Genomic DNA, 17,954 nt, shown 5'->3' with positions numbered 1-17,954 from the left:
GGGCGATGATCGAGATCGCCCGCTTCGCCGATGTCTATGAGGCCGAGATCGTGGCGTCCCGGCTGAGAGCTGAGGGCTACGACGCCGTGCTGGGCGGGGCCGAGCACGCCAAGGTCAATTTCCTCGTCCTGCAGGCGCTCGGCGGCGTGAACCTGTCCGTGCCGGACAATCAGGCCGGCGCCGCCCGCGCCCTGCTCGAGGCTCTTCGGGGTGGCGCCGAGCGGATCGAGAACGCCGATCCCGTTCTTCCGAAAGCAGCCCGAAAGGCGGGACTTGTGGCCGTCCTGACGCTCATCGGCCTGGGCTTTCTCGTCGGCCGCTGAGGCTTCCCTGTTCGCGGTCGGCGCCCAGCGGCCCCAGCACCTCGTCCGTGTGCTCGCCCAGCGCCGGCGGCGGCCGGTCGTAGGCCACGGGGGTGGCGGACATCCGGATCGGCGAGGCGACGGTGCGGACCGGCCCCGACAGGTCGGCCCGCGCCTGCGTCACTTCCAGCCCGCGATGCTTCGCCTGCGCCTCCTCGAAGACCTGATCGATGGTGTTGACCGGCCCGCACGGCACCCCGGCCGCCTCCAGCGCCGCCATCAGCGCCTTCATCGTCAGGCCGGCGGTCAGGGCCGACAGCTCCGCGGTCAGCGCGGCGCGGTGCTCGATGCGCAGGGCGTTGGTCGCGAAGCGGGGGTCGGCGCCGAGGCCGGACGCGCCCAGCGCCTGCGCCAGGGCCCGGAACTGGGAGTCATTGCCGACGGCGATGACCACCATTCCGTCCGTGCACGGAAAGGGCTGGTAGGGGGCGAGGTTGGGGTGGGCGTTGCCCATCCGCGTCGGGGCCTTGCCCGAGACGAAATAGTTGGTCGCCTGATTGGCCAGCATGGCCGCCTGCACGTCGAACAGGGCGATGTCGATATGCTGGCCCTGACCGGTGGCGCGGGCGTGCAGCAGGGCGGCGAGGATGGCGTTGGAGGCGTAGAGGCCGGTGAACAGGTCGACCACGGCCACGCCGACCTTCATCGGCTCGGCGCCGGGCGCGCCGTCCGGCTGGCCGGTGACCGACATCAGCCCGCCCATGGCCTGGATCATGTAGTCGTAGCCGGCCCGGTGCGCGTCCGGCCCGTCCTGGCCGAAGCCGGTGATCGAGCAATAGACCAGCCGGGGATTGATCGCCGACAGGGCGGCGTGGTCGAGGCCGTATTTCTTCAACCCGCCCGTCTTGAAGTTCTCGACCACCACGTCGCAGGTTTTGCTCAGTTCACGGACGATGGCGGCGCCTTCGGGCGTGGCGATGTCGAGTTCGACCGACTTCTTGCCCCGGTTGGCGCACAGGAAATAGGCCGCGTCGCCCTTCGAGCCGTCTTCCCTGGTCGTGAACGGCGGGCCCCAGTGCCGGGTGTCGTCGCCGGCGCCGGGCCGCTCGATCTTGATCACCTCGGCCCCGAGATCGGCGAGGGTCTGGGTGGCCCACGGGCCGGCGAGGACGCGGCTGAGATCGAGAACGCGAACGCCTGAGAGGGGGCCTTGGGCTTGGGTCATCAAGCGTAACTATCCCTTCTCCCCTTGCGGGAGAAGGTGGCCCGCGCAGCGGGTCGGATGAGGGGTCGCACAGGTCGGGGAAGCGTCAGGGCGCGGCCACGAATCCCACAGACCGGCGCGACCCCTCACCCGTCAGCCTTCGGCCGCCACCCTCTCCCGCAAGGGGAGAGGGACTCTAGAGCCCCGGGTCCCACACCCCGGCGTTGCGCATCCGGCATTCGCGGGCCTCGCGGGCGCGGCCGTCCATCTCCTCGGCCATGCAGCAGACCGAGCGGGAGACCGTGGCCTTGTGAACGCCCGGCACGATCGCGTGCAGGAAGGCGCAACCGGCCAGCTTCAGCAGTCTGAATCCGAACTGCGACGAGGCGGCCATATGTTCGAAATAGGTTTCCTTCACCTCGCGCGGGTGGTCGACGAACAGGCGATTCAGCGTCTGGATCATCATGACAGCCTAGCTTGGATCGGGCCGGGCCTCTACCCGTCGGCGTCATTCTGGCCTAAACCGCCCGCCGGAACAGGGGGCGCCCGTCACCATCGTGTGACGCCGCGGCGACCCCGGCACGCTTCAGGAAAGACCCGCCCATGGCCGACGGCTCCGCTTCTCCCGCCAAGACCTTCCGCTGGGACGACCCGCTGGACCTGTCGGGCCGGCTGACCGACGACGAGCGGATGATCCAGGAGTCGGCGAGGGCCTACGCCCGCGAGAAGCTGCTGCCGCGGGTGGTCGAGGCTTTCCGCGACGAGACCTTCGACCGCGCCATCATGACCGAGCTGGGCGAGATGGGCTTCCTCGGGGCCATGCTGCCGGAACAGTACGGCGGTTCCAGCGTCAGCCACGTCGCCTACGGCCTGATCGCGCGCGAGATCGAGGCGGTCGACTCTGGCTACCGCTCGGCCATGAGCGTCCAGTCATCGCTGGCCATGTACCCGATCTACGCCTTCGGCTCCGAAGAGCAGAAACTTCGTTTCCTCCCAAGAATGGCCGCCGGCGAACTGGTCGGCTGCTTCGGCCTGACCGAGGCCGACGGCGGTTCGGACCCGGCCTCGATGAAGACCAAGGCGGTCAAGGTCGACGGCGGCTACAAGCTGAACGGCGCCAAATACTGGATCACCAACAGCCCGATCAGCGACCTCGCCGTGGTCTGGGCCAAGCTGGACGACACGATCCGCGGCTTCATCATCGAGCGGGGCATGGACGGTTTCACCACCGACAAGATCGGCGACAAGCTGAGCCTGCGCGCCTCGATCACCGGTGACATCGGCCTCAACGACGTCTTCGTGCCGGAAGAGAATCTGCTGCCGGGCGTGAAGGGCCTGCGCGGCCCCTTCTCCTGCCTCAACAAGGCCCGCTACGGCATCGCCTGGGGCGCCATGGGCGCCGCCGAGGCCTGTTTCCACCTGACCCGCGACTATGTCGGCGAGCGCATGCTGTTCGGCCGCCCGCTGTCCTCGCGCCAGCTGGTGCAGAAGAAGCTGGCTGACATGCAGACCGAGATCTTCCTCGGCTTCGAGGGCGCGCTGGCGCTGGGCCGCTTGCTCGATCAGGGCGCCTGGGTCCCCGAGGCCATCTCGATGATGAAGCGCAACAACTGCGGCAAGGCGCTGGAGATCGCCCGGGTCGCCCGCGACATGCACGGCGGGGCCGGCATCACCGGCGAGATGCACGTCATGCGCCACGCCATGAACCTCGAGACGGTCAACACCTATGAGGGCGCCCACGACGTCCACGCCCTGATCCTCGGCCGCGCCATCACCGGCGAGAGCGCCTTCTGATGGGCGATGCGCCGGAAGGCCGCCTCGTCGGCCGGGTCATCGCCATGCCGGCCGACACCAACCCCGAGGGCGACATCTTCGGCGGCTGGTTGCTGGCCCATATGGACCTGGCCGGGGCGACCCCGGCCTTCGAGCTGGCCCAGGGCCGCTGCGTGACGGTGGCGCTGGACGCCATGGTCTTCCATCAGCCCGTCTCGGTAGGGGACGAGGTGTCGCTGCACGCGACGGTGGTCAAGTCGGGCCGCACCTCGGTCCGGGTCCATGTCGAGGCCTGGAAGCGTTCGCGCAATGCGGCCCACGCCGAGGCGGTGCGGGTCACCGAGGGCGTCTTCACCTATGTCGCGATCGGGGACGACAGGAAGCCCCGCATCCTCCCCGGCGCCGCCTAGGTCCGTCTTCGACGCTGCCATCGGGCGCGGAACCCTCTATCCTGGCCGCCATGTGCGCCTCCTATGAAGCCCGTTTCTCCGTGACCCAGCTGGTCGAGGCGTTCGACCGGCATGGCGCTCCGTTGCGTTTCCCGGGCGGCCTGCCGAACATCGAGCCGGTCGAGGAGGTCCGCCCCACCGACCTGTCCCGGGCCGTGCGCGCGGCGGATTCCGGGACGGCCGAACTCGTTGAGATGCGCTTCGGCTTCCCGCCTCCCGCGCCGAAACGGCCGCCGGTGATCAATTTCCGCTCCGAGGGCCGCCGCTTCTCCAACGGCCCGACCAGCGGCCGCGCCCTTGTCCCGGTGTCCGGCTTCTACGAGTTCACCGGCGACAAATACCCCAAGACCCGGTGGATTCTCCGGGGCGCCGACCAGCCGTTCGTGGCCTTGGCGGCGATCTGGCGGGGCGGTGCGGAGGGCGCGGCCGACGCCTTTTCGCTGCTGACCGCCGAGCCGGGACCGGATGTCGCGCCCTATCACGACCGCGGCGTCCTGCCGCTGGCTCCGCAGGACTGGGCAGACTGGCTGTTCGACCGCCGGCCGGCCGAAGACCTGCTGAAGCCGCCGCCGGCCGGGACGCTTGCCGCCGCCGCGGCCCCCCGCCCGCCCCGGACATAACCTAGCGCGCGACTGGGAAATCTTGACGTTCGGGCCCGCGCCGCCTACCTCCCCGCCATGGCCGTCCGTCGCATCCTCACCATCGACAACCCCGCCGACCTGGCGGTGCTGAAGCAGGTCTCCCGCCCGGTCGAAGGCCCGGTGACGGACGAGCTGCGCGCCCTGATGGACGACATGCTGGAGACCATGTACGCGGCGCCGGGCATCGGCCTGGCCGCCGTGCAGATCGGCGACGTGCGCCGGGTCATCGTCATGGACCTGGGCGACCGCGAGGACGTCGAGGAGCCGGCCGCGGACGCCTCCGACGAGGCCCGCGCCGCTTACGAGCACGCCCGGCGCAACCCGCGCTATTTCGTCAATCCCGAGATCGTCTGGACCTCGGACGAACTGTTCCAGTACGAGGAGGGCTGCCTGTCGGTGCCGGACGTCTACGACGCCGTCGAACGCCCGGCCCGCGTCCGCATCCGCTACATGGATTACGCCGGCCAGACCGTCGAGGAAGAGTGCGACGGCCTCTACGCCGTCTGCATCCAGCACGAGATGGACCACCTCGAGGGCGTGCTGTTCATCGACCACCTGTCCCGCCTGAAGCGCGACCGGGCCGTGGCCAAGGTCAGGAAGGCGGCGAGGCTGGCCGCCTGATGGCCCGTCTCAAGCGCAACCGCGACCGCATCATCGACCCGACCGGCCGCCGCCGGCTGACCCGCAACGAGAAGGTCGGCGTGGCCAGCCTCGTCTCCCTGGTCGCCGTCGCCGCCGTCGGCGTGGTCGCCGGCATCCTGATCGACCGCCTGCTCGATTTCGACGACGCGCTCGACGCCGGCGGCGAATGGGACGAGGGCGGCGGCGTCTTCACGCGCTGGGACTAAACCCCTAAAGGCGACCCATGCGCCTCGCCTTCATGGGAACCCCCGACTTCGCCGTGCCCTCGCTGGCCGAGCTGATCGCCAGCGGCCATGAGGTCGTGGCCGTCTACAGCCAGCCGCCGAAGCCGCGCGGGCGGGGCCAGAAGCTGACGCCGTCGCCGGTGCAGGCCTTCGCCGAGACCATGGGTCTGCCGGTCTTCACCCCCGCCTCGATGAAGGCGGCCGAGGCCATAGAGACCTTCCGTAGCCTCGAGGTCGACGCCGCCTGCGTCGTCGCCTACGGCCAGATCCTCAAGCCCGAGGTGCTCGACGCCCCCCGGCTCGGCTGTTTCAACCTGCACGGCTCGCTGCTGCCGCGCTGGCGCGGGGCGGCCCCGGTCCAGCGGGCCATCATGGCCGGCGACCGCCAGACCGGCGTCCAGATCATGCGCATGTCCGAGGGCCTCGACGAGGGCCCGATCCTGCTGTCCGAGGTGATGGACATCCGCCCCGACGACACCGCCGCGACCCTGTCCGAGCGGATGTCGCATGTCGGCGCCAGCCTGTGGCCGCGGGCGCTGGCCGCCATCGAGCGCGGCGGGGTCGAGGGCACGCCCCAGACCGGCGAACCGACCTACGCCCGCAAGATCACCCCCGCCGAGGCGCGCATCGACTGGACCCGCCCGGCGGCGGAGATCGACTGCCACATCCGCGGCCTTTCGCCCTTCCCCGGCGCCTGGTTCGAGGCCACCGGACCCGAGGGCCCGGTCCGCATCAAGGCGCTGATGTCGCGCGTCTCCGGCCCGGGCGAGGGCCGACCGGGCGAGGTGCTGGAGGGTGGCCTGCGCGTGGCCTGCGGCGACGGCGTCGTCCGGCTGCTGACCGTGCAGCGCCCCGGCAAGGCGGCCCAGCCGGCCGACGAAATGCTGCGCGGCTTCGCCATCCCGGCCGGGACGGTTCTGGCCTGATGCCCCGTTACAGGCTCACGCTGGAGTACGACGGCTCGGGCTACAACGGCTTCCAGGCCCAGACCGACCAGCCGACCGTGCAGGGCGCGGTCGAGCGGGCCATCACCGCCTTCTGCGGCGAGACGGTGCGCATCGCCGCCGCCGGCCGCACCGACACCGGCGTCCACGCCACCGGTCAGGTGATCGGCGTGGATCTCGAAAAGACCTGGCCTGCGAAGACGGTGATGAACGCCCTCAACGCCCACATGGCCGGGGAGGCGGTCTCGGTGCTGCACTGCGTCGAGGCCGACCCCGACTGGCACGCCCGCTTCTCGGCCACGGGGCGGAGTTACCTCTACCGCATCCTCAACCGGGCCGGTCCGCCGGCCTTGGACAAGGGCAGGGTCTGGCACATCCGCAAGCGGATGGACGAAGAGGCCATGCATGAGGCCGCGCAGGCCCTGGTCGGCCTGCACGACTTCACCACCTTCCGCGATGTGAACTGCCAGTCGAAATCGCCGGTCAAGACGCTGGACGTCGCCCGCATCTTCCGCAACGGCGACGAGATCTGTCTGCAGTTCGAGGCGCGCTCGTTCCTGCACCGGCAGGTCCGCTCCATGACCGGCACCCTCGCCCAGGTCGGTCAGGGCCGCTGGGCCGTCGAAGACGTGGCGGCGGCGCTGGAGGCGAAGGACCGCGCGGCGTGCGGACCCGTGGCGCCGTCGGACGGCCTGTATCTGACGGGCGTCAGCTACTGACGCCCATACCCCCCACCGTCATCCTCGGGCTCGACCCGAGGATCAGACGTGGGGCGGGGCTGTGCGACGGAGACGGCCCGACGCCTGTGACCGCAAGCTCAGCCACCGGGCGCCGGACGGTCTGATCCTCGGGTCAAGCCCGAGGATGACGGGCAGAGGCGGGTAAGTCGATCTTCAGGAGGAAGCCAATGGCGGCCCCCGACCCATTGCGGACCTCCCCGGCTTCGCTACGGTCAAACGATGAGAGCCGCCTTTGACAACCTGCTGGAAGAAGTCTGCGTCCGCCTCGGGTTCTGTGGTTCCGTTGTCGATGGCCAACCGCTGCACGTTGACCACTTCCTTCCTGAGTTTGGCGTCCTGACCGCTGAGGAGTTCGCCGACGCCCTGTTCAAGGCGGAAGGCTGGGACCCGGATGGCTCGGAGGCCAAGACTTTCCGTTCCAGCGTGCGGGAGGCGTTTGTTCGACACATGGGCGGCTCCGAAATCGAAACGGGCCAGCGAGGCACCGATGTCTGACTTGGACGGCAACACCTATGAACTGGTGATGGGCAGCGACGTCGCTGAGCGAGATGGCATGTATCTCGAACTGAGCGACGGTTCGATGGACACCGCGCCGCTGGCGGAAGTCTTCTACTCCGACGTCGATGGCTCCATGTCCGTATCTACATTCGGGAACAGCGTTCCGCTCGACAAGGTCGAATGGATGATTGCCGAGGCGAAACGCCGTCTACCGCCACCACGGTGACGTCCGTTTCCCACGCCACCGTCAGTTTCCGACCCATTGCGGACGTCCGCCGTTTCACCGTTATGGTGCGCCCATGAACACCACGATTGTCCCGATCCCCACAAACCTGATTACGGATTGGGCTTCCTTCCACAGAGTGTTCGCAGAGGTTCTCGGGTTCCCCGACTTCTACGGCGAGAACATGGATGCGTGGAACGACTGCATGACCTATGCGGACGAACCGGAAGCGCAGATGCTGGCAAGAGGGGTGCGGCCCGGCGAGCTCTTGACCCTCCAAATCGATGACGCATCGGACTTCGCTGTTCGCTGCCCGGAGCAGTTCAAGGCTTTGGTAGAGTGCACTGCGTTTGTGAACTACCGACGGGTCGAGGTCGGAGATAAGCCTGTGCTCTCCCTGCTAATGTCTGGCTACTTCTCGTAGGCCTCAAGGGTCCGCTTCCACCCATTGCGGACATTGTCGGCATCGGCGACGGTGCCGGAATGAAATTGAGCAGTTGGGCGGTCTTGGTCGGCGGTGTTCTTGCACTGGCCGGCGGTTGTCATCCGAACGATGTGATCACTGTTCCGCCCCATCAAGACATTGAGGTTCTTGATGGCGATACTCTGATCTTCGAGGGGCGTTGGGTGCGGGTCCGGGGCATTGATGCTGCGGAGTTGGGTCCTTGGGCGAAGTGCTGGTCAGAAGCCGCGCTGGGAGGAGCCTCCCGGACCGCCCTCGAAGAAATGCTATGGGAGAATGGCCCTTGGAGGCTGAGTTCCGTTACCCCAACGGGCGACCAAGGAATGGTGGTTGCCGACGTTCTCGGTCGTGATGGCGCGGACTTGGCGGATAGCATGGCCGTTCATGGCTATGCCGCCAAGACCTCGGGGAAATGGGACTGGTGCGGGATCAAGCCGCTCCGTAACCCTCGGGAAGATGACCCGCTGCCGCGCGGACCAAATACGTGGTGGCCCGCCAACCACATGTTCGACGAGCGCGCGGGCGACTAAGGTCCGCTTTCCACCCATCGCGGTAGTTTGGGACTTCTGCCGTTGGGCAGTTAGGCGACCTGCGCCTGACCCCGCCGACACCGGACAACTGTCATCTCCGACGACGCGAAGCGGAGATCGGGGACGGGACGACCATGAAATGCGCGCCTCCCGGAAGCGGCGCCAGCCGCTATCGGGGAGACAGGTCAGGCCGGCGCGACAGCCACCCGTCTCCCGGACAATCGCACCGCGATTTCCGGGAGTTCCCCTCAGGTGGGGCGCGCGCCGTCCGGCTCGCCCCTTCGGGGCGTCCGGGATGACAAGCCCTACCGCTTGGCGCTTTCGGCGCTCGAGGCCACCGCGTCGCCGGCGGCGCGGACGTCGCGGCCGACGCCGGCGACGGTGTTGCAGGCCGAGACCGCGAGCGCGGCGGCGACGAGCCCGAGGGCGATGATCTTCTTCATGGGGGTCCCCTTCGACGTGAAATCCGCGCCTGAAACGTCAAGCGTGGCCGTTGGGTTGCATGGCCAAGGTTTCAGCCGTCTGCTAACCGCTCCGCCATGACCCAGCCCGCCAACACCGCCGCCCGCCGCCTCGTCGAGACCCTCGTCATGAACGGGATCGACCGCGTCTTCTGCGTGCCGGGCGAGAGCTATCTGGCGGTGCTCGACGCCCTCGCCGACGTGCGCGACCGCATCCAGGTCATCGCCTGCCGCCACGAGGCCGGCGCCGCCAATATGGCCGAGGCCTACGGCAAGCTGACCGGCAAGCCCGGCGTCTGCATGGTCACGCGCGGGCCGGGCGCCACCCATGCCTCGATCGGGGTGCACACGGCGCATCAGGACTCCACGCCGATGATCCTGTTCGTCGGCCAGATCGCCATGAGCGACCGCGGCCGCGGGGCCTTCCAGGAAGTCGACTACCGCGAGGTGTTCGGCGGCCTGGCCAAATGGGCCACCGAGATCGAGACCCCGGCGCGCACCGTCGAGGTGGTCGAGCGCGCCTTCGCTACCGCCCTGCAGGGCCGGATGGGGCCGGTGGTCATCGCCCTGCCCGAGGACATCCTGCACGAAGACGGCGGGCCGGCCCCGATCCGGCCGGTGACGCCCGCGAAGGCCGCGCTGGACCCGGCCTTTGTCGAACAGGTCCGCGCGCGTCTGGCGCAGGCCGAACGCCCCCTGCTGGTGTTGGGCGGCTCCGGCTGGAGCGAAGCGGCCGCCGCCGCCCTCGGCGACTGGGCCGAGCGGCTGGGCCTGCCGCTGGCGCTGTCGTTCCGGCGCAAGGACCTGATCTCCAATGACCGGACCAACTACGCCGGCGACCTCGGCCTCGGCTGCAATCCGAAGCTGACCGCGCGCGCCAAGGCCGCCGACCTGATCCTCGCCGTCGGCGCCCGGCTCGGCGAGAACCCGACCCAGGGCTACACCCTGTTCGAGCGCGCCCGCACGGCCGCGACCCTGATCCACATCCATCCGGGTCCTGAGGAGCTGGGCCGGGTGTGGACGCCGCTGCTCAGCGCCACCGCCGACAACTCGCTGGCCGCCCACGCCCTGTCCGCCATCGACCCCGGCCGGACCTGGCATGCCGAGGCCGCCGCCGCCCACGCCGACTATCAGGCCTTCTCGACCCCCGTGCCGGTCACCGGCGCCGTCAACATGTCGGAGTGCATGGCCCACCTCGCCGAGGCCCTGCCGGCCGACGCCATCGTCACCAACGGCGCCGGCAATTTCGCCGCCTGGCTGCACCGCTTCCACCGTCATCGCGTGATGCACACCCAGCTGGCGCCGACCTCGGGCGCCATGGGCTACGGCTACCCCGCCGCCATTGCAGCGAAGAGCGTCCATCCCGACCGCGACGTGATCTGCATCGCCGGCGACGGCGACTATCTGATGACCGGCCAGGAGATCGCCACAGCCGTCCAGTACGGGATCAACGCCGTGGTCGTGGTCGTCGACAACGGGACCTACGGCACCATCCGCATGCATCAGGAGACCCACTATCCGGGCGCCCCGCGGACCATCGCCACCGACCTGAAGAACCCCGATTTCGTCAAATACGCCGAGGCCTTCGGCGCCTTCGGCATCCGCTGCGAGCGGACCGAGGACTTCCCCGCCGCCCTCGCCGCCGCCCGGAACGCCGGCCGCCCGGCCCTCGTTCACCTGATCACCTCGGCCGAGGACATCGCCCCCAACCGCACCATCACCGGCCTGCGTTCGAAATAGGAGCCGCCATGCGCACCCTGTCCGTCCTGACCGCCGCGACCCTGCTGCTCGGGGCCTGCGCCACGCCGCCGGCGGGCCCGGACGCGCCCCCGGCGGCCGCTGACGGCAACGACTGCGCCGTCATCGCCGCCGTGGCGAAGGAGCACTACCGGTTCAACGACACCGACAACCGCCCCCTGCCCATCCGCTTCGAGGGCGACTACGCCCCGCGCTGCGACTGGAGCCGCTACGGCCTCGCCTTCGAGCCCTGGGATCCCGACCGCCCCGGCGACCCGCGCGAGCGGCTGCGCTGGGTCAGTTTCGCCCGACCGACCTACGACGGACGCGGCGCCGTGATCGAGACCGGCATCATGCACGGTCCCCTGGCCGGCATGGGCTACGAGTGCCGGGTCATCTCCGGCTTCGCGGGCTGGACCGTGCCGGAAGGCTCGTGCCGCAACACCTGGGTCTCGTGACGCGCAGCCGGTGACGGCGGGGCCGCGTCCCCCTATGTTCCGCCCATGACCGACACCGCCGCGCCCGAAACCCCCGACCGCCCGCTCACCCAGGACGGCCCCGCGCTGCGGCTGTGGATGATCGACGCCTCGGCCTACATCTTTCGCGCCTACCACGCCCTGCCGCCGCTGACGCGCAAGTCGGACGGCCTGCCGGTGGGGGCGGTGCAGGGCTACTGCAACATGCTGTGGAAGCTGATCCGCGACATGAAGGGCGCCGACGGTCCGACCCATCTGGTGGCCATCTTCGACCATTCGGAGAAGACGTTCCGCAACACCCTGTACGACCAGTACAAGGCCAACCGGTCGGCCCCGCCCGAGGATCTGATCCCGCAGTTCCCGCTGGTCCGGCGGGCCACCGCGGCCTTCGGCGTGCACTGCGTCGAACTGCCCGGCTACGAGGCCGACGACCTGATCGCCACCTATGCCTGCAAGGCCCGCGACGCCGGCGGCGAGGCGGTGATCGTCTCGTCCGACAAGGACCTGATGCAGTTGATCGGCCCCTCGGTCGTCATGTGGGATCCCATGAAGGATCGCCGCCTGGGGGAGGAGGCTGTCCTCGAGAAATTCGGGGTCGCGCCGGAGAAGATGATCGACCTTCAGGCCCTGATCGGGGACAGCGTCGACAACGTTCCGGGGGCCCCGGGCATCGGACCCAAGACGGCGGCGCAGCTGCTCGACGAATACGGCGACCTCGACACCCTGCTGGCCCGCGCCGGCGAGATCAAACAGCCCAAGCGGCGCGAGACGCTGCAGAATTTCCGCGAACAGATCCTGCTGAGCCGCGAGCTGGTCACCCTGAGCTGCGATGCCCCGGCGCCCGAGCCGATCGACGACTTCGTGGTCAAGGATCCCGACCCGGAGGTGCTGGCCGCCTTCCTCGACGAGATGGAGTTCCGGAGCCTGCGGACCCGCGTCGGGGACGGCAAGGCGCCGGCGCGCGACGGCACCGCCTTCGTGGCCCGGCCCAAGCCGCTGTCGGCCCCGGTCATCAGCCCGCGCTACGCCCCGGCCGAGCCGACCGCGCCGGTCGAAGGGCAGTCGTTCGACCTCGAGGCCTACCGCTGCATCCAGACGCTGGAGGAGCTGGACGCCTTTCTCGCCCGGGCGACCGAGGCCGGGGTGGTCGGCTTCGACACCGAGACGGACGCCCTGTCAGCCACCCACGCCGGCCTGTGCGGCGTGTCGCTGGCCATCGGTCCCAACGACGCCTGCTACGTGCCCCTGACCCACGAGCACCCGCCGGCCGCCAACGCCGGCGGCCTCGACTTCGGCGGCGAGACCGACCAGCGCGAACCCATCACCCAGATCGCCAAGGCCGAGGCCCTCGCCCGGCTCAAGGTCCTGCTGGAGGACCCCGCCGTCCTCAAGGTCGTCCAGAACGGCAAATACGACCTCGCCGTCATGGCCCAGCGGGGCATCCGCGTCGCCCCGATCGACGACACCATGCTGATTTCCTATGTGCTGGAGGGCGGGCTGCACGGCCACGGCATGGACGAGCTGGCGCGGCTGCACCTCGGCCACGAGCCGATCCCGTTCAAGAGCGTGGCCGGGACGGGCAAGGCCCAGAAGTCGTTCAAACACGTCGAGCTGAAACCGGCCACCTGCTATGCGGCGGAGGACGCCGACGTCACCCTGCGGCTGTGGCGCGTGCTCAAGCCGCGGCTGGCCGAGGCCAGGCTGACCACGGTCTACGAGACCCTCGAACGCCCCCTGCCGGCCGTGCTGGCCGACATGGAGCGGGCCGGCGTCCGCGTCGACCCCGACCGCCTCAAGCGGCTGTCGTCCGAGTTCGGCATGCGCATGGCCGAGCTGGAGGCGCGCGCCCACCAGCTGGCCGGCCGCCCGTTCAACGTCGGCTCCCCGCGCCAGATCGGCGACATCCTGTTCGGCGAGATGCAGCTGCCCGGCGGCAGGAAGACCGCCTCCGGCCAGTGGGGCACCGAGGCCTCCGTGCTGGAAGAACTGGCCCTGACCCACGAACTGCCGCGCGTCCTGCTGGACTGGCGCCAGCTCAGCAAGCTCAAGGGCACCTACACCGACGCCCTGATCGAGGCCGCCGACCCCGTCACCGACCGCGTCCACACCTCCTACCAGCTGGCCGCCGCCACCACCGGCCGCCTAGCCAGCAGCGACCCCAATCTGCAGAACATCCCGATCCGCACCGAGACCGGCCGCCAGATCCGCCAGGCCTTCATCGCCGCCCCCGGCCATGTCCTGATCAGCGCCGACTACAGCCAGATCGAGCTGCGCCTGCTGGCCCACATCGGCGACATCCCCGAGCTCAAGCGCGCCTTCGCCGCGGGCGTCGACATCCACACCGCCACGGCCAGCGAGATGTTCGGCGTCCCCGTCGACCAGATGGACCCCGAGACCCGCCGCCGCGCCAAGGCGATCAATTTCGGCATCGTCTACGGCATCAGCGCCTTCGGCCTGGCCGCCCAGCTGAACATCGACCAGGGCGAGGCCGGCGCCTACATCAAGACCTATTTCGAGCGCTTCCCCGGCATCCGCGCCTATATGGACAAGACGAAGGCCGAGGTGCGCGAGCACGGCATGGTCCACACCGTCTTCGGCCGCCGCATCCACATCCCGGCCATCCATTCCAAATCAGGCGCCGAGCGCCAGTTCGGCGAACGCGCCGCCATCAACGCCCCCATCCAGGGCGCCGCCGCCGACATCATCCGCCGCGCCATGGTGCGCATGCCGGGGGCGCTGGAGGCGGCGGGGCTGTCCACCCGCATGCTGCTCCAGGTCCACGACGAACTGGTCTTCGAGGCCCCGGAAGCGGAGGCGGAGCGCGCCATCCCGGTGATCAAGCGGGTCATGGAGGGGGCGGCGGAGCCGGCGGTGGCGCTGACCGTGCCGCTGGTGGTCGAGGCGCGGGCGGCGGCGAACTGGGACGAGGCGCATTAGAGGGAGCTGGTGGCCTTCCTTCTCAGTGGTCTGGTCGCGTTTACAGGCCCGCAAGCTCCTAGCGCTAAAGCTTCAAATACCCTACATTTAGGGCCAACCATTAAGAGCACACACATTGCGTTTCCGTTCATCGAACTTCTTTGACCGTCCCATTACTGAGACGGCGAACTTTGCGGCCCTTCCGTCGCTCGGAGGGTTCGTTGAGGGCTGGACGCTGATTGTGCCCAAAGCTCCGATGCTAAATTTGCAGTCAGTGCCTCTAGCGTTACGAGACGAGTTTCGCAGCTTGGCGGAGCGCGTTCGTTCCGCAGTCGAACGCGAGTACGGCAAGACTTCCATTTTCGAACACGGACCAGTCGAAGCTGGCTCTTTGATGGGCTGTGGCACCGATCAGGCGCACCTGCACGTCGTGCCGTTCGTTTTTGGCGCGGCACCTGCCGTTTCCGGAACTCGGTGGTTGGATTGCACCGACGGACTTCCTTTTGATGCTCCAAACGCATCGCGGAGCTACCTCTGGCTTCAATCGGGAGGCCGGACGCAGATATGTGAGCCCGAATTGGTGGTGTCGCAGTTCTTCCGTCGGGAGATCGCTGCATCCTTGGGCAAAGCGTTCATCTGGGACTACAAGTCTCAGCCGCACAACGGCAACGTTGCGAGGACCGCTCAGCGTGTTCGCAACGCGATGAATGCGTAAGGTTTTCGCTCGCCTTCTGGGACCCAAGCCGGATACGTCGCCGTATCTGGACAACGACCGACGGCTGCGTGGGGAATATAAGAGTCGCTATCCTGGGCCTGTGTGGCTCCAGGTCATCATCGAACTCATAATTCTCCTGATCGCCCTTTCTTGCGCGCTTTATGTCGTGGCCATGTCTGTGTGGCCCAATCACGCACCTGTATGGGCCTTCGACGTGTTCGTTCAGCAAGCACGACCTTGGCCCGCCGTCTTCAGCGCCGGCGTTGCTGGCGGCTGCCTGTTTGCGCTCAAATTCCTCTACCACACAGTCGCGAAGGAGGAGTGGAACAGGGACAGGGTCTTGTGGCGGTTCATCGTGCCGCTCAACAGTGGAACCCTTGCTCTCTTTAGCGGCTTCGGGATCACAGCTGGCGTTATTCCCTTCATCGACCAAAAACTATTTGAAAACATATACATCGCTCTGTTCTTTGGATTCTTTATCGGCCATTTTTCAGATAATTTCCTCGCCGCGCTGCAGCGCCTAGCGCTAGATTGGTTCGGAACAGTGGATAGGGTTGAAAAACATTAGCGGATCCAACAGCTTGGCTAACAGCGGGCTATTCGCAAGTCAGCCAACTGCCACGACTGCTATTGCCGCGAATGTCTTTGGACTGAAGGCTGAAGGCTTGGCCTCAATCCCAACGGAATGGCGGCCAGCAGAAATCCTGCTCTCCGCCAGCCTTTATGATCAGTGGCTCGGCGATCGGACTTACCTGCAGAACCTGCCTAGCGTAGCTCTTGAGGCCTTCATTGCAGAGGCTGCCATTACCCTTGGACGGAGCTGGCTCGTTCGATCTAGCGCAACTAACGAAACCGTCGAGGACCGCGGGCAGAACCTGACGCTGCCGTTTTCTCCCGACGACGGTCCTGCAGGTCTGCGAACTACCATCGAAACCATATTCCAAGGCTACCAACCGGCCGGCGGCGGCCGGATGGCCTTGGTTATTAATCGTCAAATCGACGCGGTGCAGAAGGGGCACTTGTCCAACGACCTCCGGGTCGTCGACAAACCCTATCGTTGGTACATCGAAGCTCACACCAGCGACGGCACTCAGATGCTGGCTGAGACTATATCCGCCAAGCAAGGGAAGGCACTGAGTGCAGGGAGTCCCTTGGTGTGCACGAGCGCCAGCGAGTTGAAGTCTCGGGCTAGGGCGGTCGCGCTTCACTTCTGGCGAAACGAAGCTGCCCGACTGCTACTGGAATGGGTCTGGGATGGCACTCGACTCTGGGTCGTCCAACTTGATCGGTTCAAACGAGATACGGTCGGTTTCAACCCGGCCGCATCGCCCATCAGCGCGTTCGTAGTCCCTGCAGCGGAAGAGGGTGTCGTTTTCAAACGGTACACCCCGGGAACCGACAGTCGTTGGGGTAAACTCAAGCGGCTTTCTGAGTTTCGGAGTCGCGGGAAGCCTCCGCCTCATCGGCTATTTTGGGCCACGGCCTCGGCCCTTCGGCATGCGATCGAGCAGAACGGAGAGGCGCTAGCCCGTGAAATCCAGTCGCTTACAGGCGGGCGCGCTGTTTTACGGACGGACGGGATCGGTGGGGGTTTCAACCGCGCTCGAACAGACACTGTCACTCCGGAGGAAGCGCTAGATTGGATCGGCAGTTTGATCGAGAAGATGCCTCTTGGGTCTCCTTCCGATGACTACGTTTTTATCCTTCACGCTTTTATTCCCGCTCGCGCGGCAGCCTGGTCGCACTTCGCTCTCAAAGGCACTCTCGTCCGCATCGAAGGCCTCTGGGGCCTGGCCGATGGCATGCAGTACAACTCTACAGATATCTACTGGTATGACGTTGCGGCGTCGAAGGAGATAAGTCGTCAGGTCCGATACAAAAGTCATGTAATGATCGAACAAGCCGACGGGTCTTGGACGAAAGAAGAAGTTGCTCCTGCTTACGCGAGATATAGTTCGCTATCTAAGCAGCAAATTGAAGATATCGGCGCTAGAACTGCGGAAATCGCAGCGAACTGCGGTACTGACGTCCAGATAATGTGGTTTGTTGATATCGACCCCAGCGCGGGGTTGGGCGAAAATCTCCCTTGGTTTCGGATTGTTCCCGAGGAGGAGATTGTCGAACCGGCGCGGTCCCCGATTACTAAAAGCGTAACAGTCACGTCGATCGAAGATCTGGGCAAGCTGGTTGCTGTCGCGCCGGGGAGCGTGAAGATCATTCTGAATCCCAGCGTGCCCGATGTGCGGAGCGAGGAGTTCATTGCTGAGGTTGCTCGACGCTGCGCCGAACTCAACCTGCCTGTTGAGCTGCGGGGAGGCATCCTCTCCCACGCCTATCATCAACTCAGGAAGTCCGGCGTCGAGGTGTACTCAGCAGAGCCAGGAAAGCCACCTCAGGAACTGACCAACCGGAAAAAATTCCACAAGGTGGTCCGGGATGACATCCCTCGATTCATAGCCTCTAGGGGAGAGGTTGTTAGCTCGGATACCCTGTCGATCCACGAACGAACGCGTGCGCTTGTCGGCAAGCTCATTGAGGAAGCGGGCGAGTTTGTTGATGCGAAGCGCGGCGTCGACAAGCGGGAAGAGCTGGCTGACCTTTATGAGGTTTTCAGAGCGCTCTCGACATCGGTCGGAGCATCCATGGGCGACATATTGGCAGTCGCTAATGCAAAGCGTGAGAAGCGTGGCGGCTTCGATGAAGGAGTGGTGCTTCGAGAAACGCGGCACCGATCTACCGAAGACAACGGACTTTTTGAGACGCCGTCTCAAGGCCGTAAGGATCGTTCGTTAGCTGAACTGCTCACATTGGTCGTCAAGGGTGACACGGTGAGGGCACCCGTATCTCTATTGCTCGGCCGTCCCGATGCTGAACGGGTGACCCTAACACTCGACGATGGCCGTCTTCTTGAGTTGAAAATGGGAGTTGTAGCGGGCGATGTTGTGGTGAAAGCCAGACTGATCACCGACAAAGACGATCAACCTAAACTCCTTTGAAGTCACGGCTCGAAGTAGTT

At 66.8% G+C, this 17,954-nt stretch carries 21 protein-coding genes; 18 read left to right on the top strand and 3 right to left on the bottom strand.

Annotation, left to right across the window (positions count from 1 at the left end; translation table 11 throughout):
* The first annotated feature begins 5 nt into the window (after positions 1–5).
* Complete coding sequence (locus VEA62_RS12950; RefSeq protein WP_324822448.1) at positions 6–323, top strand: putative signal transducing protein; 318 nt, start codon at positions 6–8, stop codon at positions 321–323.
* On the opposite strand, the gene VEA62_RS12945 is transcribed toward VEA62_RS12950, so the two are convergent.
* Positions 292–1,527, bottom strand: a complete 1,236-nt coding sequence (locus VEA62_RS12945) for a CaiB/BaiF CoA-transferase family protein (protein ID WP_324822445.1) — start codon at positions 1,525–1,527, stop codon at positions 292–294. The genes VEA62_RS12950 and VEA62_RS12945 overlap by 32 nt on opposite strands.
* 175 nt (positions 1,528–1,702) lie before the next feature.
* Positions 1,703–1,969, bottom strand: coding sequence for a DUF6356 family protein (locus VEA62_RS12940; RefSeq protein WP_324822443.1), 267 nt, complete (start codon positions 1,967–1,969; stop codon positions 1,703–1,705).
* Positions 1,970–2,109: 140 nt separating this feature from the next.
* Here VEA62_RS12940 and VEA62_RS12935 point away from each other — a divergent pair, with 140 nt between their 5' ends.
* From VEA62_RS12935 to VEA62_RS12885, 11 genes are all read left to right on the top strand, one after another.
* Positions 2,110–3,300, top strand: coding sequence for an acyl-CoA dehydrogenase (locus VEA62_RS12935; RefSeq protein ID WP_324822440.1), 1,191 nt, complete (start codon positions 2,110–2,112; stop codon positions 3,298–3,300).
* On the top strand, positions 3,300–3,689 hold the full coding sequence (locus tag VEA62_RS12930) for an acyl-CoA thioesterase (RefSeq protein ID WP_324822437.1): 390 nt from the start codon (positions 3,300–3,302) through the stop codon (positions 3,687–3,689). The genes VEA62_RS12935 and VEA62_RS12930 overlap by 1 nt, the downstream gene beginning before the upstream one ends.
* Before the next feature lie 50 nt (positions 3,690–3,739).
* A complete protein-coding gene (locus VEA62_RS12925; protein ID WP_324822434.1) occupies positions 3,740–4,348 on the top strand; it encodes an SOS response-associated peptidase family protein in 609 nt (202 codons plus the stop codon).
* A 57-nt stretch (positions 4,349–4,405) separates the two neighbouring features.
* Positions 4,406–4,990 carry a peptide deformylase gene (def, locus tag VEA62_RS12920; protein WP_324822432.1) on the top strand — a complete coding sequence of 195 codons (585 nt, stop codon included), beginning with the start codon at positions 4,406–4,408 and terminating at the stop codon, positions 4,988–4,990.
* Complete coding sequence (locus VEA62_RS12915; protein ID WP_324822429.1) at positions 4,990–5,217, top strand: hypothetical protein; 228 nt, start codon at positions 4,990–4,992, stop codon at positions 5,215–5,217. Before def ends, VEA62_RS12915 begins: the two co-directional genes overlap by 1 nt.
* 17 nt (positions 5,218–5,234) lie before the next feature.
* Positions 5,235–6,161 (top strand): methionyl-tRNA formyltransferase, encoded by a 927-nt coding sequence (gene fmt / locus VEA62_RS12910; protein WP_324822427.1) that lies wholly within the window; start codon positions 5,235–5,237, stop codon positions 6,159–6,161.
* The gene (gene truA, locus VEA62_RS12905; protein ID WP_324822424.1) at positions 6,161–6,898 is read left to right on the top strand and encodes a tRNA pseudouridine(38-40) synthase TruA; all 738 of its coding nucleotides are present in this window, start codon (positions 6,161–6,163) and stop codon (positions 6,896–6,898) included. The genes fmt and truA overlap by 1 nt, the downstream gene beginning before the upstream one ends.
* Before the next feature lie 240 nt (positions 6,899–7,138).
* Positions 7,139–7,414: a hypothetical protein gene (locus tag VEA62_RS12900; RefSeq protein ID WP_324822421.1), complete on the top strand. Its 276-nt coding sequence runs from the start codon at positions 7,139–7,141 to the stop codon at positions 7,412–7,414.
* Positions 7,407–7,643, top strand: a complete 237-nt coding sequence (locus VEA62_RS12895) for a hypothetical protein (protein WP_324822418.1) — start codon at positions 7,407–7,409, stop codon at positions 7,641–7,643. Before VEA62_RS12900 ends, VEA62_RS12895 begins: the two co-directional genes overlap by 8 nt.
* Positions 7,644–7,716: 73 nt before the next feature.
* A complete protein-coding gene (locus tag VEA62_RS12890; protein WP_324822415.1) occupies positions 7,717–8,064 on the top strand; it encodes a barstar family protein in 348 nt (115 codons plus the stop codon).
* 59 nt (positions 8,065–8,123) lie between these two features.
* Positions 8,124–8,633, top strand: a complete 510-nt coding sequence (locus tag VEA62_RS12885) for a hypothetical protein (RefSeq protein ID WP_324822412.1) — start codon at positions 8,124–8,126, stop codon at positions 8,631–8,633.
* 305 nt (positions 8,634–8,938) lie between these two features.
* On the opposite strand, the gene VEA62_RS12880 is transcribed toward VEA62_RS12885, so the two are convergent.
* Positions 8,939–9,076: an entericidin A/B family lipoprotein gene (locus tag VEA62_RS12880; protein ID WP_324822409.1), complete on the bottom strand. Its 138-nt coding sequence runs from the start codon at positions 9,074–9,076 to the stop codon at positions 8,939–8,941.
* 96 nt (positions 9,077–9,172) lie between these two features.
* On the opposite strand from VEA62_RS12880, the gene VEA62_RS12875 reads away from it, so the two are divergent.
* The 6 genes from VEA62_RS12875 to VEA62_RS12850 all read left to right on the top strand — a co-directional run bounded on the left by VEA62_RS12875 (position 9,173) and on the right by VEA62_RS12850 (position 17,934).
* Positions 9,173–10,834, top strand: coding sequence for a thiamine pyrophosphate-binding protein (locus VEA62_RS12875; protein ID WP_324822406.1), 1,662 nt, complete (start codon positions 9,173–9,175; stop codon positions 10,832–10,834).
* A gap of 8 nt (positions 10,835–10,842) precedes the next feature.
* Complete coding sequence (locus VEA62_RS12870; protein WP_324822403.1) at positions 10,843–11,289, top strand: hypothetical protein; 447 nt, start codon at positions 10,843–10,845, stop codon at positions 11,287–11,289.
* Positions 11,290–11,334: 45 nt separating this feature from the next.
* A complete protein-coding gene (polA, locus tag VEA62_RS12865) occupies positions 11,335–14,244 on the top strand; it encodes a DNA polymerase I (protein WP_324822400.1) in 2,910 nt (969 codons plus the stop codon).
* A 115-nt stretch (positions 14,245–14,359) separates the two neighbouring features.
* Complete coding sequence (locus VEA62_RS12860) at positions 14,360–14,938, top strand: hypothetical protein (RefSeq protein ID WP_324822398.1); 579 nt, start codon at positions 14,360–14,362, stop codon at positions 14,936–14,938.
* 100 nt (positions 14,939–15,038) lie between these two features.
* Positions 15,039–15,506, top strand: a complete 468-nt coding sequence (locus VEA62_RS12855; RefSeq protein ID WP_324822395.1) for a hypothetical protein — start codon at positions 15,039–15,041, stop codon at positions 15,504–15,506.
* Positions 15,493–17,934: a nucleoside triphosphate pyrophosphohydrolase gene (locus VEA62_RS12850; RefSeq protein ID WP_324822392.1), complete on the top strand. Its 2,442-nt coding sequence runs from the start codon at positions 15,493–15,495 to the stop codon at positions 17,932–17,934. Before VEA62_RS12855 ends, VEA62_RS12850 begins: the two co-directional genes overlap by 14 nt.
* Positions 17,935–17,954 lie beyond the last annotated feature (20 nt).

The sequence above is a fragment of the Brevundimonas sp. genome, from assembly GCF_035627475.1.
Taxonomy (GTDB): domain Bacteria; phylum Pseudomonadota; class Alphaproteobacteria; order Caulobacterales; family Caulobacteraceae; genus Brevundimonas.
Note: the sequence above shows the minus strand (reverse complement) of the source record. Positions and strands in the feature narration are given on the sequence as shown.

Excerpts from the sequence above, each read along its gene's own strand:
- VEA62_RS12950 (WP_324822448.1), top strand. The coding sequence starts at position 6 with ATGATCGAGATCGCCCGCTTCGCCGATGTCTATGAGGCCGAGATCGTG.
- VEA62_RS12945 (WP_324822445.1), bottom strand. The coding sequence starts at position 1,527 with ATGACCCAAGCCCAAGGCCCCCTCTCAGGCGTTCGCGTTCTCGATCTC.
- VEA62_RS12940 (WP_324822443.1), bottom strand. The coding sequence starts at position 1,969 with ATGATCCAGACGCTGAATCGCCTGTTCGTCGACCACCCGCGCGAGGTG.
- VEA62_RS12935 (WP_324822440.1), top strand. The coding sequence starts at position 2,110 with ATGGCCGACGGCTCCGCTTCTCCCGCCAAGACCTTCCGCTGGGACGAC.
- VEA62_RS12930 (WP_324822437.1), top strand. The coding sequence starts at position 3,300 with ATGGGCGATGCGCCGGAAGGCCGCCTCGTCGGCCGGGTCATCGCCATG.
- VEA62_RS12925 (WP_324822434.1), top strand. The coding sequence starts at position 3,740 with ATGTGCGCCTCCTATGAAGCCCGTTTCTCCGTGACCCAGCTGGTCGAG.
- def (WP_324822432.1), top strand. The coding sequence starts at position 4,406 with ATGGCCGTCCGTCGCATCCTCACCATCGACAACCCCGCCGACCTGGCG.
- VEA62_RS12915 (WP_324822429.1), top strand. The coding sequence starts at position 4,990 with ATGGCCCGTCTCAAGCGCAACCGCGACCGCATCATCGACCCGACCGGC.
- fmt (WP_324822427.1), top strand. The coding sequence starts at position 5,235 with ATGCGCCTCGCCTTCATGGGAACCCCCGACTTCGCCGTGCCCTCGCTG.
- truA (WP_324822424.1), top strand. The coding sequence starts at position 6,161 with ATGCCCCGTTACAGGCTCACGCTGGAGTACGACGGCTCGGGCTACAAC.
- VEA62_RS12900 (WP_324822421.1), top strand. The coding sequence starts at position 7,139 with ATGAGAGCCGCCTTTGACAACCTGCTGGAAGAAGTCTGCGTCCGCCTC.
- VEA62_RS12895 (WP_324822418.1), top strand. The coding sequence starts at position 7,407 with ATGTCTGACTTGGACGGCAACACCTATGAACTGGTGATGGGCAGCGAC.
- VEA62_RS12890 (WP_324822415.1), top strand. The coding sequence starts at position 7,717 with ATGAACACCACGATTGTCCCGATCCCCACAAACCTGATTACGGATTGG.
- VEA62_RS12885 (WP_324822412.1), top strand. The coding sequence starts at position 8,124 with ATGAAATTGAGCAGTTGGGCGGTCTTGGTCGGCGGTGTTCTTGCACTG.
- VEA62_RS12880 (WP_324822409.1), bottom strand. The coding sequence starts at position 9,076 with ATGAAGAAGATCATCGCCCTCGGGCTCGTCGCCGCCGCGCTCGCGGTC.
- VEA62_RS12875 (WP_324822406.1), top strand. The coding sequence starts at position 9,173 with ATGACCCAGCCCGCCAACACCGCCGCCCGCCGCCTCGTCGAGACCCTC.
- VEA62_RS12870 (WP_324822403.1), top strand. The coding sequence starts at position 10,843 with ATGCGCACCCTGTCCGTCCTGACCGCCGCGACCCTGCTGCTCGGGGCC.
- polA (WP_324822400.1), top strand. The coding sequence starts at position 11,335 with ATGACCGACACCGCCGCGCCCGAAACCCCCGACCGCCCGCTCACCCAG.